The 13280-nt window shown below is 69.5% G+C and carries 11 protein-coding genes; all 11 read right to left on the reverse strand.

The genetic code is table 11. The features are described 5' to 3' along the window. Positions 1-232 precede the first annotated feature (232 nt). The 11 genes from ABZZ74_RS26530 to rho all read right to left on the reverse strand — a co-directional run bounded on the left by ABZZ74_RS26530 (position 233) and on the right by rho (position 12892). Entirely contained in the window at positions 233-670 is a 438-nt protein-coding gene (locus ABZZ74_RS26530) for a hypothetical protein (protein ID WP_356768968.1), read from the reverse strand. Positions 671-970: 300 nt separating this feature from the next. After that, positions 971-2323, reverse strand: a complete 1353-nt coding sequence (locus ABZZ74_RS26535; protein WP_356768970.1) for an MraY family glycosyltransferase — start codon at positions 2321-2323, stop codon at positions 971-973. 150 nt (positions 2324-2473) lie between these two features. After that, a complete protein-coding gene (glyA, locus tag ABZZ74_RS26540) occupies positions 2474-3715 on the reverse strand; it encodes a serine hydroxymethyltransferase (RefSeq protein WP_356768972.1) in 1242 nt (413 codons plus the stop codon). 72 nt (positions 3716-3787) lie between these two features. After that, positions 3788-4468, reverse strand: coding sequence for a protein-tyrosine-phosphatase (locus ABZZ74_RS26545; protein WP_356768974.1), 681 nt, complete (start codon positions 4466-4468; stop codon positions 3788-3790). Further along, positions 4465-5112 (reverse strand): L-threonylcarbamoyladenylate synthase, encoded by a 648-nt coding sequence (locus ABZZ74_RS26550; protein ID WP_133044670.1) that lies wholly within the window; start codon positions 5110-5112, stop codon positions 4465-4467. The genes ABZZ74_RS26545 and ABZZ74_RS26550 overlap by 4 nt, the downstream gene beginning before the upstream one ends. Positions 5113-5173: 61 nt before the next feature. Next, positions 5174-6019, reverse strand: a complete 846-nt coding sequence (gene prmC, locus ABZZ74_RS26555) for a peptide chain release factor N(5)-glutamine methyltransferase (RefSeq protein ID WP_356768976.1) — start codon at positions 6017-6019, stop codon at positions 5174-5176. Positions 6020-6058: 39 nt separating this feature from the next. Then, positions 6059-7135: a peptide chain release factor 1 gene (prfA, locus tag ABZZ74_RS26560; RefSeq protein WP_356768978.1), complete on the reverse strand. Its 1077-nt coding sequence runs from the start codon at positions 7133-7135 to the stop codon at positions 6059-6061. Between the two features lie 109 nt (positions 7136-7244). Next, positions 7245-7469 (reverse strand): 50S ribosomal protein L31, encoded by a 225-nt coding sequence (gene rpmE, locus ABZZ74_RS26565; protein ID WP_019753312.1) that lies wholly within the window; start codon positions 7467-7469, stop codon positions 7245-7247. Positions 7470-7591: 122 nt separating this feature from the next. Further along, positions 7592-8725 carry an LCP family protein gene (locus tag ABZZ74_RS26570; RefSeq protein ID WP_356768980.1) on the reverse strand — a complete coding sequence of 378 codons (1134 nt, stop codon included), beginning with the start codon at positions 8723-8725 and terminating at the stop codon, positions 7592-7594. A gap of 207 nt (positions 8726-8932) precedes the next feature. Beyond that, the gene (locus tag ABZZ74_RS26575; RefSeq protein WP_356768982.1) at positions 8933-10738 is read right to left on the reverse strand and encodes a trypsin-like serine protease; all 1806 of its coding nucleotides are present in this window, start codon (positions 10736-10738) and stop codon (positions 8933-8935) included. Between the two features lie 129 nt (positions 10739-10867). After that, entirely contained in the window at positions 10868-12892 is a 2025-nt protein-coding gene (gene rho / locus ABZZ74_RS26580; protein WP_356768984.1) for a transcription termination factor Rho, read from the reverse strand. Between the last annotated feature and the right edge of the window lie 388 nt (positions 12893-13280).

The following is a 13280-nucleotide window of genomic DNA, read 5'->3' on the forward strand; positions in this document are numbered from 1 at the left end:
CACTCACCACGGGCTCCTTCGGCGTGACGCATGGGTACGGCAACCTCGTTGTGTCGGCGCGGCGCGCGGCCGCGGGTCGGCACCGGACTGGTGTTACGGATGTGGGGGCGGCTGGGGGGCTTCGAGCCTCGCGTTGCTGCAGGCGTCAGCTCGGATGCCCGCGCCCGCGATGCCGCAGTTGGCACCGGACGATAGCAGGAGATCTCGCACGCCTTTATCCCGCCCCTACCCCTCACGACGGGTGACCCGTTTTCTCGGGCCGCTCGCTCTTCGCGGAGTCCGGATCGACGTAGAAGATCTTGGACTTCATGTGTGCACGTGCCTGGGTGGCCATCCACACGACGGTCGCGACGACGAGCGAGAGCGCGAACGCCTTGCCGTTGAAGAGGGAGGTCCCCTTGAAGAGGGCCACGAAGATCATGAGCAGCAGGAGTTGGGCGACATAGAGCATCAGCCCCATGGCCTGGAACAGCTGCGGGAGCGTTTTTGCCGTCCACTGCAGAACGTAGAGACCGATCCCCATGAAGAGCATCGCGAGCAGCGCACCGACGGCCGCACCGATCGCTCCCTTGCCACCGGCCACGGCCGCGCTGACGGCGACGGCGACCACGCCGGCAGCCGCCGTGGGTACGGCGATCGGCACCAGGTTCCGGGCGTCATTGGACGGCATGGCGGCAACTCCGCTTTCGCAGGGGGGCAGGGTGTCGTCATGGACGAGCGTAGTCCCGGGCTGAGAGGGGAACTCGCGGCCAATGGACCGTCGCATCACGGTCCTTCGGCTCTACCCCGGGTTCTCGTGAACCGTATCACAAACTATTTGATGCGGTCTTTACCAAGACGTGTGCTCGCTGTCACACATGAGAGTGACCGTGCGCGTCTGTGCAAAATCCGGGGTGACTTGTCTGGTATTGGGGGGCTTTACTTCCCCACGACTTGGCAATGCTCTAGTCAGATTCTTACCTTGCCGACGTCAGCGGGACGTTCCGGCCTTTCCACGGTCGAGGAGGTGCGGACGGGCGCCCAGCGCGGTCGCTCCGTTGACTCCCGCCACACCGGCCACGACCGGGGGGCACGGCTCCGGGGCTCCCTCGGACTCGTCCACGGCCCCAACTCCCGCTTCCTGTACGGGCGCAGAGGCGGCACGGGCCAGCGCGCGGCGCCGCCGGTAGCGGGGCGGCAGGACGGACTCGGCCCACCGCGGGGCACGCGGCGTGAAGCGCGGCAGCAGAAGCAAGACGAGACCGATCGCACTCAGGAACACGATGCCGAGCACGATCCACATTGACGCGGAGTTGACCGAGTAGGCGAGCGCCCCGAAGGCGATCAGCGCCGACCAGAAGTACATGATCAGCACCGCCCGGCTGTGCGAGTGGCCGATCTCCAGCAGCCGGTGGTGCAGATGACCGCGGTCGGCGGCGAACGGCGACTGACCGCGCCAGGTACGGCGCACGATCGCTAGGACCAGGTCGGCGGTGGGCACCGCGATGATCGTCAGCGGCAGCAGCAGCGGGATGTAGACCGGCACCGTCTGGTGCACCGCCGCCTTCTCGGAGCCGACGAACAGCTTCAGCGCGTCCGGGTCGACCTGTCCCGTGATGGAGATCGCGCCTGCGGCCAGGACGAGCCCGATCAGCATCGAGCCGGAGTCGCCCATGAAGATCCGCGCCGGGTGCATGTTGTGCGGCAGGAAGCCGATGCACATGCCCATCAGGATCGCCGAGAAGAGCGTGGCCGGGGCGGCGGCCTCGACGCCGTACGAGTACCAGATGCGGTAGGCGTACAGGAAGAACGCGGCGGCCGCGATGCAGACCATGCCGGAGGCGAGACCGTCGAGGCCGTCGACGAAGTTCACCGCGTTGATCGTGATGACGACGAGGGCGACGGTCAGCAGGGTGCCCTGCCACTGGGTCAGCGCCACGTTGCCGACACCGGGGATGGGCAGCCACAGGATCGTCAGACCCTGCATGACCATCACGCCGGCTGCGATCATCTGGCCGCCGAGCTTGATCAGGGCGTCGATCTCGAACTTGTCGTCCAGGACGCCGATCAGCCAGATCAGCGCGGCGCCGGAGAGCAGCGCCCGCGGCTCGTTCGACTTCTCGAAGACCTCGTTGAGGTTGGTCAGGTGGTCCGCGACGAGCAGACCGGCGCACAGCCCGAAGAACATCGCGATACCGCCGAGCCGTGGAGTCGGTTCCCGGTGCACGTCACGGGCCCTGATCTCCGGCATCGCTCCGGCCACGATCGCGAACTTCCGTACCGGCCCTGTCAGCAGATACGTCACCGCGGCCGTGACGCAGAGCGTCAGCAGGTATTCACGCACGGGCTTCCCCACAGGTCTCGCTGGCCATCTCAGCCCCACACCCTAGCGATGTACGCATAACTGTGGGGACTGCCGGGTAGCGACGATGGTTGCACGTGTGGCTGTGTCATCAGGTTGCAACCAGGTGTACGCAGCTGCGCCTACCCCCGCTCAGCGGGAATACGGCGGAAATCTACCGGTCAGCTCGCGCACATGATCACGCGCCCTCTGGCTTTCGACCTCGCCGCGCAGCACATTCCCGAACAACCCGGCGACAAGGCCCATCTCCTCCTCGCCCATGCCCTGCGTGGTCAGGGCCGCCGTGCCCAGCCTCAGTCCGCGCGCGTCGCCGTGCGGCAGGGCGCAGCAGTCCAGCACCATCCCGGCCGCCGCCAGCCGGCCCCGCGCGCTGCGGCCGTCGACGCCGAGGGGCGCGGGATCCGCGGTGATCAGGTGGGTGTCCGTCCCTCCGGTCGTCACCACCAGCCCCTCGGCGGCCAGCCCGGCCGCGAGGACCCTCGCGTTGGCGACCACCTGATGGGCGTACGCGGTGAAGTCCGGGGTTGCCGCCTCGCCGAAGGCGACGGCCTTCGCGGCGATGGTGTGCATCTGCGCGCCGCCCTGGGTGAAGGGGAACACCGCCCGGTCGACCCGCTCGGCCAGCTCGGCGCCGCACAGGATCATCCCGCCGCGCGGCCCGCGCAGCACCTTGTGCGTGGTCGCGCAGACGATGTCGGCGTACGGCACCGGGCTGGGCGCCGCTCCCCCGGCGACGAGCCCCATGGGGTGCGCGGCGTCGGCGATCAGATACGCGCCCACCTCGTCGGCGACCTCGCGGAAGAGGGCGTAGTCGATGTGCCGGGGGTAGGCGATGGAGCCGCACACGATCGCCTTGGGCCGGTGGGTGCGGGCCAGCGTCCGCACCTGGTCGTAGTCGATGAGCCCGGTCTCCGCGTCCACGCCGTAGCCGACGAAGTCGAACCAGCGGCCGGAGAAGTTCGCTGGTGAGCCGTGGGTGAGGTGGCCACCGTACGGGAGCCCGAGGGCGAGGACGGTGTCACCGGGGCGCAGCAGCGCCGCGTAGGCGGCGAGCACGGCGCTCGACCCGGAATGGGACTGGACGTTGGCGTGCTCGGCCTGGAACAGCGCCTTGGCCCGGTCGACGGCGAGCCGTTCGGCGACGTCGACGATCTCGCAGCCGCCGTGGTGCCGGGCGCCCGGATATCCCTCGGCGTACTTGTTGGCCAGCGGCGACCCGAGCGCGGCCAGCACGGCCGGGGAGCAGAAGTTCTCGGCGGCGACGAGCTGGAGCGTCGTCGACTGCCGGTCGAGTTCCCCGAGCAGGATCTCGGCGAGCTCGGGGTCCTGCCGCCGCAGGACGTCGGCGGCATCGAGGGTGTGGATGACCGGCATGGTGGGCTCCGGGGGGGCGTCGGCGATGACGTACGACCAATGTAGGCCCGGGACCAGTGGGGTGCTCGGTACTTACATCCTCGCGGGGACACCCGTGAGCGCCGTGACGACCGGATCCAGCGCCTGGTGTATCTCGTCGCCGATGGACCGGAAGAAGGTCAGGGGTGCGCCGTAGGGGTCGTAGACCTCGTCCGCCTCGGCCGTGGGCGCCAGCAGCCACCCGCGTAGAGCGGCCGCGGCGCGGACCAGGGCACGCGCGCGGACGACCACGCCCTCCTCCAGCGGAGGCAGCGTGGCCGGGTCTATCGCGCGCACCAGACGGGTGAACTCCTTCAGCGTGAAGGTGCGCAGGCCGGCCGAGTGACCCATCGAGATGACCTGGGCGCGGTGGTCGCGGGTGGCCGTGAGGACCAGGTCGGCCATGATCACGTGCTCGTCCAGCAGCTCCCGGCCCGTGAACCCGGAGGCGTCCGCGCCGAAGTCGGCCAGCACGGCCTCCGCGTTGGCCTCCATGGGGGCGCCCTCGTGACCCCAGGTCCCGGCGCTCTCGACGATCAGCGCGCCGCCCAGGATGCCGAGCCGCTGTTTCACGTAATGCCGGGTCAGCCGCTCGGTGATGGGCGAGCGGCACACGTTGCCGGTGCTGACGTGGAGGATGCGGAAGACATCGCGCGGGAGCCCCACGAACGTCGTCGTGATCTCCGCCGCGCTTTCCCCGTTGCCTATGCCACGCCCCGCGTCAGGGGCTGTCAATTCGCCACCTCGAGGTCGGGTACGACCTTGCGCAGCTCCTCCGGCGACAACGCGCCCTCCCGCAGCAGCACCGGCACGGGACCGGTGACGTCGACGATGGAGGACGGGACGTTGCCGGGGGTCGGGCCGCCGTCGAGGTAGACGGAGACCGAGTCGCCGAGCATCTCCTGCGCGGCGTCGCAGTCCTCCGGTGCCGGGTGCCCGGTCAGGTTCGCCGAGGACACCGCCATGGGGCCGACCTCGGTCAGCAGCTCGATGGCGACCGGGTGCAGCGGCATGCGGACGGCCACCGTCCCCCGGGTGTCCCCCAGGTCCCACTGCAGCGACGGCTGGTGCTTGGCGACGATCGTCAGCGCGCCCGGCCAGAACGCGTCGACGAGCTCCCAGGCCAGCTCGGAGAAGTCCGTGACGAGGCCGTGCAGGGTGTTCGGGGAGCCGATGAGGACGGGCGTGGGCATGTTGCGGCCCCGGCCCTTGGCCTCGAGCAGGTCGGCGACGGCCTCCGAGGAGAACGCGTCCGCGCCGATGCCGTACACCGTGTCGGTCGGGAGGACGACCAGCTCGCCACGGCGGACGGCGGACGCGGCTTCACGCAGACCGGTCGTGCGGTCGGTCGCGTCATTGGTGTCGTATCGCCGTGCCATATCTAGCGGGCCTCCTCGTACAACGGATTTCGGGGATCCACGAAAGCGGTGCGGGCGGTGCTCACGGCAGTGCCTTGCGGGCCGTGGCGAACCGGGGGCGGTTGTTGAGGTCGGGGTGGTCGGCCGCGTCGGCCCAGCCCCGCTCCTCGGTGAAGATCCACGGCACCTGGCCGCCCTGGGTGTCGGCGTGTTCGACGACGACCACGCCGCCGGGGCGCAGGAGCCGATGTGCGGTCCGTTCCAGACCGCGAATGAGGTCGAGGCCGTCCTCGCCGGAGAACAGGGCGAGTTCGGGATCGTAGTCCCGCGCCTCGGGGGCGACGTACTCCCACTCGGTCAGCGGGATGTACGGCGGGTTGGAGATGACCAGGTCGACCTGGCCGTCGAGGTCGGGGAAGGCGTCCAGGGCGTTGCCCTGCCGCAGGTCGACCCGCGAACCCTCGACGTTCTTGCGGGTCCAGGCCAGGGCGTCCTCGGAGAGCTCCACGGCGTGCACCTTGGAGCGCGGGACCTCCTGGGCGAGGGCGAGCGCGATGGCGCCGGAGCCGGTGCACAGATCGACGATGGTCGGCTCGACGACGTCCATCGCGCGCACGGCGTCTATGGCCCACCCGACCACCGACTCGGTCTCCGGCCGCGGCACGAACACGCCCGGCCCGACGTGGAGTTCGAGGTAGCGGAAGTAGGCCCGCCCGGTGATGTGCTGCAGCGGCTCGCGCTGCTCACGCCGGGCGATGACCTCCCAGTACCGGGCGTCGAAGTCCGCGTCCTTCACGGAGTGCAGCTCGCCCCGCTTCACGCCGTGCACGAACGCGGCGAGCTCCTCCGCGTCGTTGCGCGGCGAGGGCACGCCGGCGTCGGCCAGCCGCTGGGTGGCCTGTGCCACCTCTGCGAGCAGCAGGTTCACGCATTCCTCCGTGTCGTACTGGGTCGTGCGTATGTGCTGTTATGCAGCCGCCAGCTTCGCCGCCGAGTCCGCGTCGACGCAGGCCTGGATCACCGCGTCGAGGTCGCCGTCCAGGACCTGGTCCAGGTTGTACGCCTTGAAGCCGACGCGGTGGTCCGAGATGCGGTTCTCCGGGAAGTTGTACGTACGGATCTTCTCGGAGCGGTCGACGGTGCGGACCTGGCTGCGGCGGGCGTCGGCGGCCTCCTTCTCCGCCTCCTCCTGCGCCGCTGCGAGCAGCCTGGAGCGCAGGATACGCATCGCCTGCTCCTTGTTCTGCAGCTGGCTCTTCTCGTTCTGGCAGGAGGCGACCACTCCGGTGGGGATGTGCGTGATGCGCACGGCGGAGTCCGTGGTGTTGACGGACTGGCCGCCGGGACCGGAGGAGCGGTAGACGTCGATGCGGAGGTCGTTGGGGTTGATCTCGACGTCGACCTCCTCGGCCTCGGGCGTGACCAGCACACCGGCGGCTGAGGTGTGGATACGGCCCTGGGACTCGGTCGCCGGCACGCGCTGCACGCGGTGCACACCGCCCTCGTACTTCAGCCGCGCCCAGACGCCCTGCCCGGGCTCGGTGGCGCCCTGGCCGCCCTTGGTCTTCACGGCGACCTGGACGTCCTTGTAGCCGCCCAGCTCGGACTCGGTGGCGTCGATGATCTCGGTCTTCCAGCCGACGCGCTCGGCGTAGCGCAGGTACATCCGCAGCAGGTCGCCGGCGAACAGGGCCGACTCGTCGCCGCCCGCGCCCGCCTTGATCTCCAGGATGACGTCCTTGTCGTCGCTGGGGTCGCGCGGGACGAGCAGCAGCCGCAGCTTCTCGGTGAGCTCCTCGCGCGTCTTCTCCAGCTCCTTGACCTCGGCGGCGAAGTCCGGGTCGTCGGCGGCGAGTTCACGCGCGGTCTCGACGTCGTCGCCGGTCTGCTTCCAGGAGCGGTACGTGGCGACGATCGGGGTGAGCTCGGCGTACCGCTTGTTCAGCTTGCGCGCGTTGGCCTGGTCGGAGTGGACCGACGGATCGGCGAGCTTCTTCTCCAGGTCGGCGTGCTCACCGACGAGGTCCTCGACGGCCTCGAACATCTCTGGGCTCCTGATACTGCGAACGAAAGGGGGAAGGCGGGCGACCAAAAACGCCGGTCCCGGCGCGCCTGTGGAAGGGCGCGGCCGTGGACCGGCGGATTGGAGCTCGCTACTTCTTGGAGCCGGCTGCAGCCTTGCCGAAGCGGGCCTCGAAGCGGGCCACACGGCCACCGGTGTCGAGGATCTTCTGCTTGCCCGTGTAGAACGGGTGGCACTCGGAGCAGACCTCGGCGCGGATGGTGCCGCTGGAGATCGTGCTGCGGGTGGTGAACGACGCGCCACAGGTGCAGCTGACCTGCGTCTCGACGTACTCGGGGTGGATGTCGCGCTTCAAGGTGTCTCCTAGTTCCGGGAGGGCGCCGGGTCGCAGCCGCGGGATGCGGAGGCGTGAACCGGAGCCGACGTACCAGTCTGCCAGGACTGGGGCCGTCCTCCCAAACCGGGGGCTCGTGCGTTCTATTCCACGACACCCCTGGCGTCGCCGGACGCCGTGCCCTTGGTGGCGCTCGCCGGGATCGGCAGGTCCCCCCGCAGGGCGTTCCAGACCTGCCGGGCCTTGGCCTTCTCGATGATGACGCGATTGGGGTTCGCCGGGTCGTACCGGACCGGCATGGTCACCATGTGCATCTTCGAGGAGCCGATGCCCTTCAGGCCGCCCGCGAAGGACATCAGGGAGTTGACCGAGCCCAGGTCGGAGTCGGTGGTCACGGACTTGGTGGCGGTGTCGGCGAGGTCGTACAGCTTCTTGGGGTTGGTGAAGATGCCGACGTGCTTGACCTGGTCGACCAGGGCCCTGATGAACGCCTGCTGGAGCTGGATGCGGCCGAGGTCGGAGCCGTCGCCGACGCCGTGCCGGGTGCGGACGAGGCCCAACGCCTGCTTGCCGTTGAGGGTGTGCGTGCCGGCCTTGAGGTCGAGGTGGCTCTGCTTGTCGTCGATGTTCTTCGTCGTGGTGACCGGGACACCGCCGAGCTCGTCGATGAGCTTCTCGAAGCCGCTGAAGTCGACCTCGAGGTAGTGGTCCATGCGCAGCCCGGTGAGCGACTCCACGGTCTTCACCGCGCAGGCCGCCCCGCCCGTGGAGTACGCGGAGTTGAACATCACGCCGGAGGCGGCGTCGTGCTTCTCGCCCTTGGTGTCGGTGCACTCGGGGCGGTCGACGAGGGTGTCGCGCGGGATGGAGACCACGCTCGCGCTCTTGTGGCCCTTGTAGACGTGCACGATCATCGCGGTGTCCGAGCGGGCGCTGCCGTCGTCGGCGCCGCCGCCGAGCTTCTTGTTGCTCCCGGAGCGCGAGTCCGAACCGAGGACCAGGATGTTCTCGGAGCCGTTGTCGACCTTCGTCGGCCGGTCGGTGCCGAGGGCCTGGTTGATGTCGACGCTCTTGATGTTGCCGTTGAGCTTGAAGTACAGGTAGCCGGCTCCGGTGCCGCCCAGCACGACGATCCCCGCGGCGGTCCAGGCCATCAGGATCAGGGCCTTGTGGTGCTCGCTGCGCGGTTTGCGACGGCGCCCCTTGGCGCAGCGGCGTGGACCGTTGGCCCCGTTATCACCCGGTATGCCGGGTTCCGGAGTGCTCTCGGCAGACATGTGCTCCTCGAATCTCGTTACGGTCGGTTACCCCCTGTTTTCAGGGACAGGCCTGAATCGGCGCGGCTGATACCGCTCCATCGTCGCTCCGTCCGGTCAGACGGGGAAACTCGGGAAAGGGTTGCACAACGCACTGTGCCCAACCCGTGGAAGGTTGGGCACAGAGCGTCACGAAGGTTTACGGCCGTACCGCCGTCACCAGGGGTTTCAGCCGAACAGGTCGTACTGCTGGAAACCGCCACCGACCGAGACTCTTGTGGCAAAGATCTCGCTCGTGGCCTTACCGGTGCCCTTGTAGAGATACAGGGTGCCGCCGGGCGTGCGGGCGAGGAAGTCGGCCCTGCCGTCGCCGTTGACGTCCCCGATCGCGTCGAAGGCGTTGTAGCCGGTCCAGGCGCTGCGCACCTTGATCCGGGCCGAGAAGGCGCCCGTACCGGCCGTTCCGGTGCCCTTGTAGAGGTACACGTCCCCGGTGCTCCTGTTCCGGGCGAGCAGATCGGCCTTGCCGTCGCCGGTGAAGTCGCCCTTGCCCCGCAGGACGTCGTACTGGTTCCAGCCACTGCCGACCTTCACGCGGGCGGCGAAGGTGCCGTTGCCCTTGCCCGGGTAGATCCACAGTGTGCCGCCGGAGTCCACGGACAGCAGGTCGGGCAGGTAGTCGCCGGTGACATCGCCCGGGGTGACGATCCTCGTCCGGGTCGTCCAGCCGCTGAAGATCTTCGTCCTGGCCCAGGAGTCGCCGGCGGGCACGTAGTGCAGCCAGTAGACGTCGCCGGTGGAGCTCTGGCGCAGCACGAGGTCCTGGTAGCCGTCCCGGTTCAGGTCGGTCTGCAGGACGACGTTGACACCGTCGTACGACCCCAGGGAGACCCGCGCGGCGAACGCCGAGCCGGTGGAGTCCTTCTCGAACGCCTCCTTGGTGGAGGAGTTGCGCACGAACAGGTCGGCCTTGCCGTCCGTGTAGCTGAGGTTGGAGTCGTCGACATTGGCCCAGGCGGCGCCGACGTAGCTGCTGACCTTGGTGAAGACGCTGTAGTAGCCCTTCTTCACACAGTTCTGCACGCCCCAGGAGACCACGCCCACGATCCGGTTGTTCACGACCAGCGGCCCGCCGGAGTCCCCGTTGCAGGAGGCCTTGGTCCCGCTGTCGGTGCCGCTCTGCGTGCCGGCGCAGATCATGTGCCCCTTGACGTACTGGGAGCCCCAGGCGCCGGAGCAGGTGGTGTCGGCGTGGATGGTCAGCGCGGCCGACTTCAGCGTCTCGGAGATGTCGCTGCTGCTGGAGCTGGTGCGCCCCCAGCCGTAGAGCCGGGCACTGGTGCCGCCGGCGTACGAGGCGGTGTCACCGGACGTCGTCATCCGCAGCGGCGTGGCGGTGACCGGCGCGGCGAGGGTGAGGACGGCGATGTCGTTGCTGAGGGTCGTCGGGCTGAACGACGGGTGGTTCCACTGCCGCAGCGGCAGCGAGACGGTGCCGCCGTGCAGGTCGGTGTTGCCCGAGCTGTCGGTGGTCGGCGTCTGCGAGGTGCCGGTCAGGACGGCGCCGTAGGCCTTCCAGTTGTAGGCCTTGCCGTTCTCGTCCTTGACGCAGTGCGCGGCGGTGAGGATCTTCGTCGGCGACACGACGGTGCCGCCGCAGAAGAAGCTGACGACGTTGGCGCTGTCGGAGTCGTCGTAGTACCACAGCTGCGCCATCCAGGGCGCGGTGGTGATGGCGGTGTCGGTGCCGCCGATGACGTACGGCGAGACCGTCGAGCCGGTCGTGCTCGCGCTGTAGGCCGACTTCGTGGCGCTGCCGTCGGTCGTGAGCGCGCCGGCGATGCGCTTCGTCAGCTCGGCGGTCGGCACGGAGGCGGTGGCCGGCTTTGTGGCGGGTGTGGGCACCGGGGTCGCGGCGTTCGCCGACGAGGTGGACAGCGCGATCCCGACGGCCGCGGCGACGCCCGCGGCGGCGACGGGCAGCCCGAAACGAATCCGACGTCTGTGACGCCCGCCGGACAGGGGTGTGGACAAGGAGGTTCCCCCCAGGGGACACAAGTGACAGGAGGGGCGCGATGAATCGCCCGTTCCTATCAGCGCCGAAGGGGCGGCTTCCGTCACGGAAGCCGCCCCTTTGCGAGGAACCTGGGTTGTGCAGTGACCTCAGTCGCCGTTGCCCGGCGTCGGGGTCGTCTTCTGGATCTGCATCAGGAACTCGATGTTCGACTTGGTCTGCTTCATCTTGTCGAGGAGCAGCTCGATCGCCTGCTGCTGGTCCAGCGCGTGCAGCACGCGCCGCAGCTTCCAGACGATCGCGAGCTCCTCGTTGCCGAGCAGGATCTCTTCCTTACGGGTACCGGACGCGTCCACGTCCACCGCCGGGAAGATGCGCTTGTCGGCGAGCTTCCGGTCGAGCTTGAGCTCCATGTTGCCGGTGCCCTTGAACTCCTCGAAGATCACCTCGTCCATGCGGGACCCGGTGTCCACCAGCGCGGTGGCGAGGATGGTCAGCGAGCCGCCGTCCTCGATGTTGCGGGCCGCACCGAAGAAGCGCTTCGGCGGGTACAGGGCGGTCGAGTCGACACCACCGGACAGGATGCGGCCGGAGGCCGGCGCCGCCAGGTTGTAGGCACGGCCAAGACGCGTGATCGAGTCGAGCAGCACGACCACGTCGTGACCCAGCTCCACCAGACGCTTCGCCCGCTCGATGGCGAGCTCGGCGACCGTGGTGTGGTCCTCGGCCGGACGGTCGAAGGTCGAGGAGATGACCTCGCCCTTCACCGACCGCTGCATGTCGGTGACCTCTTCCGGACGCTCGTCGACCAGGACGACCATCAGGTGGCACTCGGGGTTGTTGTGCGTGATCGCGTTGGCGACCGCCTGCATGATCATGGTCTTGCCGGTCTTCGGCGGGGCCACGATCAGACCGCGCTGGCCCTTACCGATCGGCGACACGAGGTCGATGATGCGGGTGGTGAGGACACCGGGGTCCGTCTCCAGACGGAGCCGGTCCTGCGGGTAGAGCGGCGTCAGCTTGTTGAACTCCGGGCGGCCACGGCCGTGTTCGGGCGCCATACCGTTGACGGAGTCCAGCCGCACCAGCGCGTTGAACTTCTCCCGCCGCTCGCCTTCCTTGGGCTGGCGGACCGCGCCGGTGATGTGGTCGCCCTTGCGCAGGCCGTTCTTGCGGACCTGGGCGAGGGAGACGTACACGTCGTTCGGGCCCGGGAGGTAGCCGGAGGTCCGGATGAAGGCGTAGTTGTCGAGGATGTCCAGGATGCCCGCGACCGGGATCAGGACGTCGTCCTCGGCGAGCTGCGGCTCGGCGCCGCCGATCTCGTCACGGCCGCGCCGGCCACGACGGTCCCGGTAACGGCCCCGGCGGCCACGGCGGCCGCCCTCGAAGTCGTCGTCGTCCTGCGGACCGGCGCCGCCGCGGTCCTGACGGCCGCCGCCCTGCTGCTGGCTCTGCTGCTGGCGCTGGCCGCCCTGGCCCTGCTGGTCGTCGCCCTTGCGACGGTCACCGCGGTCCTGACGGTCCCCGCGCTCGCCGCGGTCCTGACGGTCGCCGCGGTCACGGCCGCGGTCCCGGCGGTCGCGACGGCCACGGCCCTCGCCGTCACCGGCGTCGCCCTGCGGCTGCGCCTGGGCCGGGTTCTCGGCCTTCGGCTCGCTCTTGGCCTCGGCGACGATGGTCTCGGCGCTGTTCGACGCCGGGGCGCCGGCCTCGGCGGTGGCCCGGCGCCGACGGCGCTCGGTGGGCGCGTCGTCGCCGGCCGCGGGCTGGCCGGGGATCTCGATCTGCTGCTGGGCCACGGCGGTCTCGGCGGGCGCCTCGGCCGACTTCTTGTCGGCGGCGGGAGCGGCGTCGTCGCCGGTACGGGCCTTGGAGGTGGCCCGGCGCTTCGGCTTGGTCTCGGCGGCGGCGTCGGCCTTGGCAGCCGGGGCCCCACCTCCCGCCTGCGCCTCCTTGATGACCTCGATCAGCTGGCTCTTGCGCATCCGCGCGGTGCCCCTGATGCCGAGGCCCGAGGCGACCTGCTGGAGCTCGGCCAGCACCATGCCCTCGAGGCCGGTACCGCGGCGCCGCCGGGAGCCGGCACCGGTGGCAGGCGCGGAGGCGTCCGTGGCGGGCGCGGCAGCGGTCTCCTCGACACGTGCGCCCATCAGATCGGTGGTGTCGCTCACGAAGGGTCCTTCCCTGGAGCGGACGTCGGCCTTCTGGCTCGGCGACCGGTTGTGCGTCCGGCTTGGTCCTCGCTGTGTGGACCGCGCCGGGGCGGTGGTCCGCCAAAGGTGGCGGAGGCGATATCTGGGATGGCGCTTCCTACGGCCGTGGCACCGAGTGCCGGTGTCACGTGGCCTGGTCGCACCGATTCCGGAGCGTGCCCGGCAAGTCGCTCAGTGCCCGCGTACGAGGTACTGCCCACGTACGTCGTACGGAACACAGTGCGGCTTGGGAGGCTCCCGGAAGAATGTCTGTCCCGGACGGGGACACGAAGCACCTCGCCATGGTGGGGTCGGGTGCAGACTTGAGATTAACACTACCGGATCCAACAAACATTCCCCCTCTCGA

The sequence above is a fragment of the Streptomyces sp. NPDC006476 genome (assembly GCF_040612015.1).
Taxonomy (GTDB): domain Bacteria; phylum Actinomycetota; class Actinomycetes; order Streptomycetales; family Streptomycetaceae; genus Streptomyces; species Streptomyces griseorubiginosus_B.

What these genes read in the sequence shown, in the direction of transcription:
- ABZZ74_RS26530 (WP_356768968.1), bottom strand. Translation starts at nt 670, where the DNA reads ATGCCGTCCAATGACGCCCGGAACCTGGTGCCGATCGCCGTACCCACG.
- glyA (WP_356768972.1), bottom strand. Translation starts at nt 3,715, where the DNA reads ATGCCGGTCATCCACACCCTCGATGCCGCCGACGTCCTGCGGCGGCAG.
- ABZZ74_RS26550 (WP_133044670.1), bottom strand. Translation starts at nt 5,112, where the DNA reads ATGGCACGGCGATACGACACCAATGACGCGACCGACCGCACGACCGGT.
- prfA (WP_356768978.1), bottom strand. Translation starts at nt 7,135, where the DNA reads ATGTTCGAGGCCGTCGAGGACCTCGTCGGTGAGCACGCCGACCTGGAG.
- ABZZ74_RS26570 (WP_356768980.1), bottom strand. Translation starts at nt 8,725, where the DNA reads ATGTCTGCCGAGAGCACTCCGGAACCCGGCATACCGGGTGATAACGGG.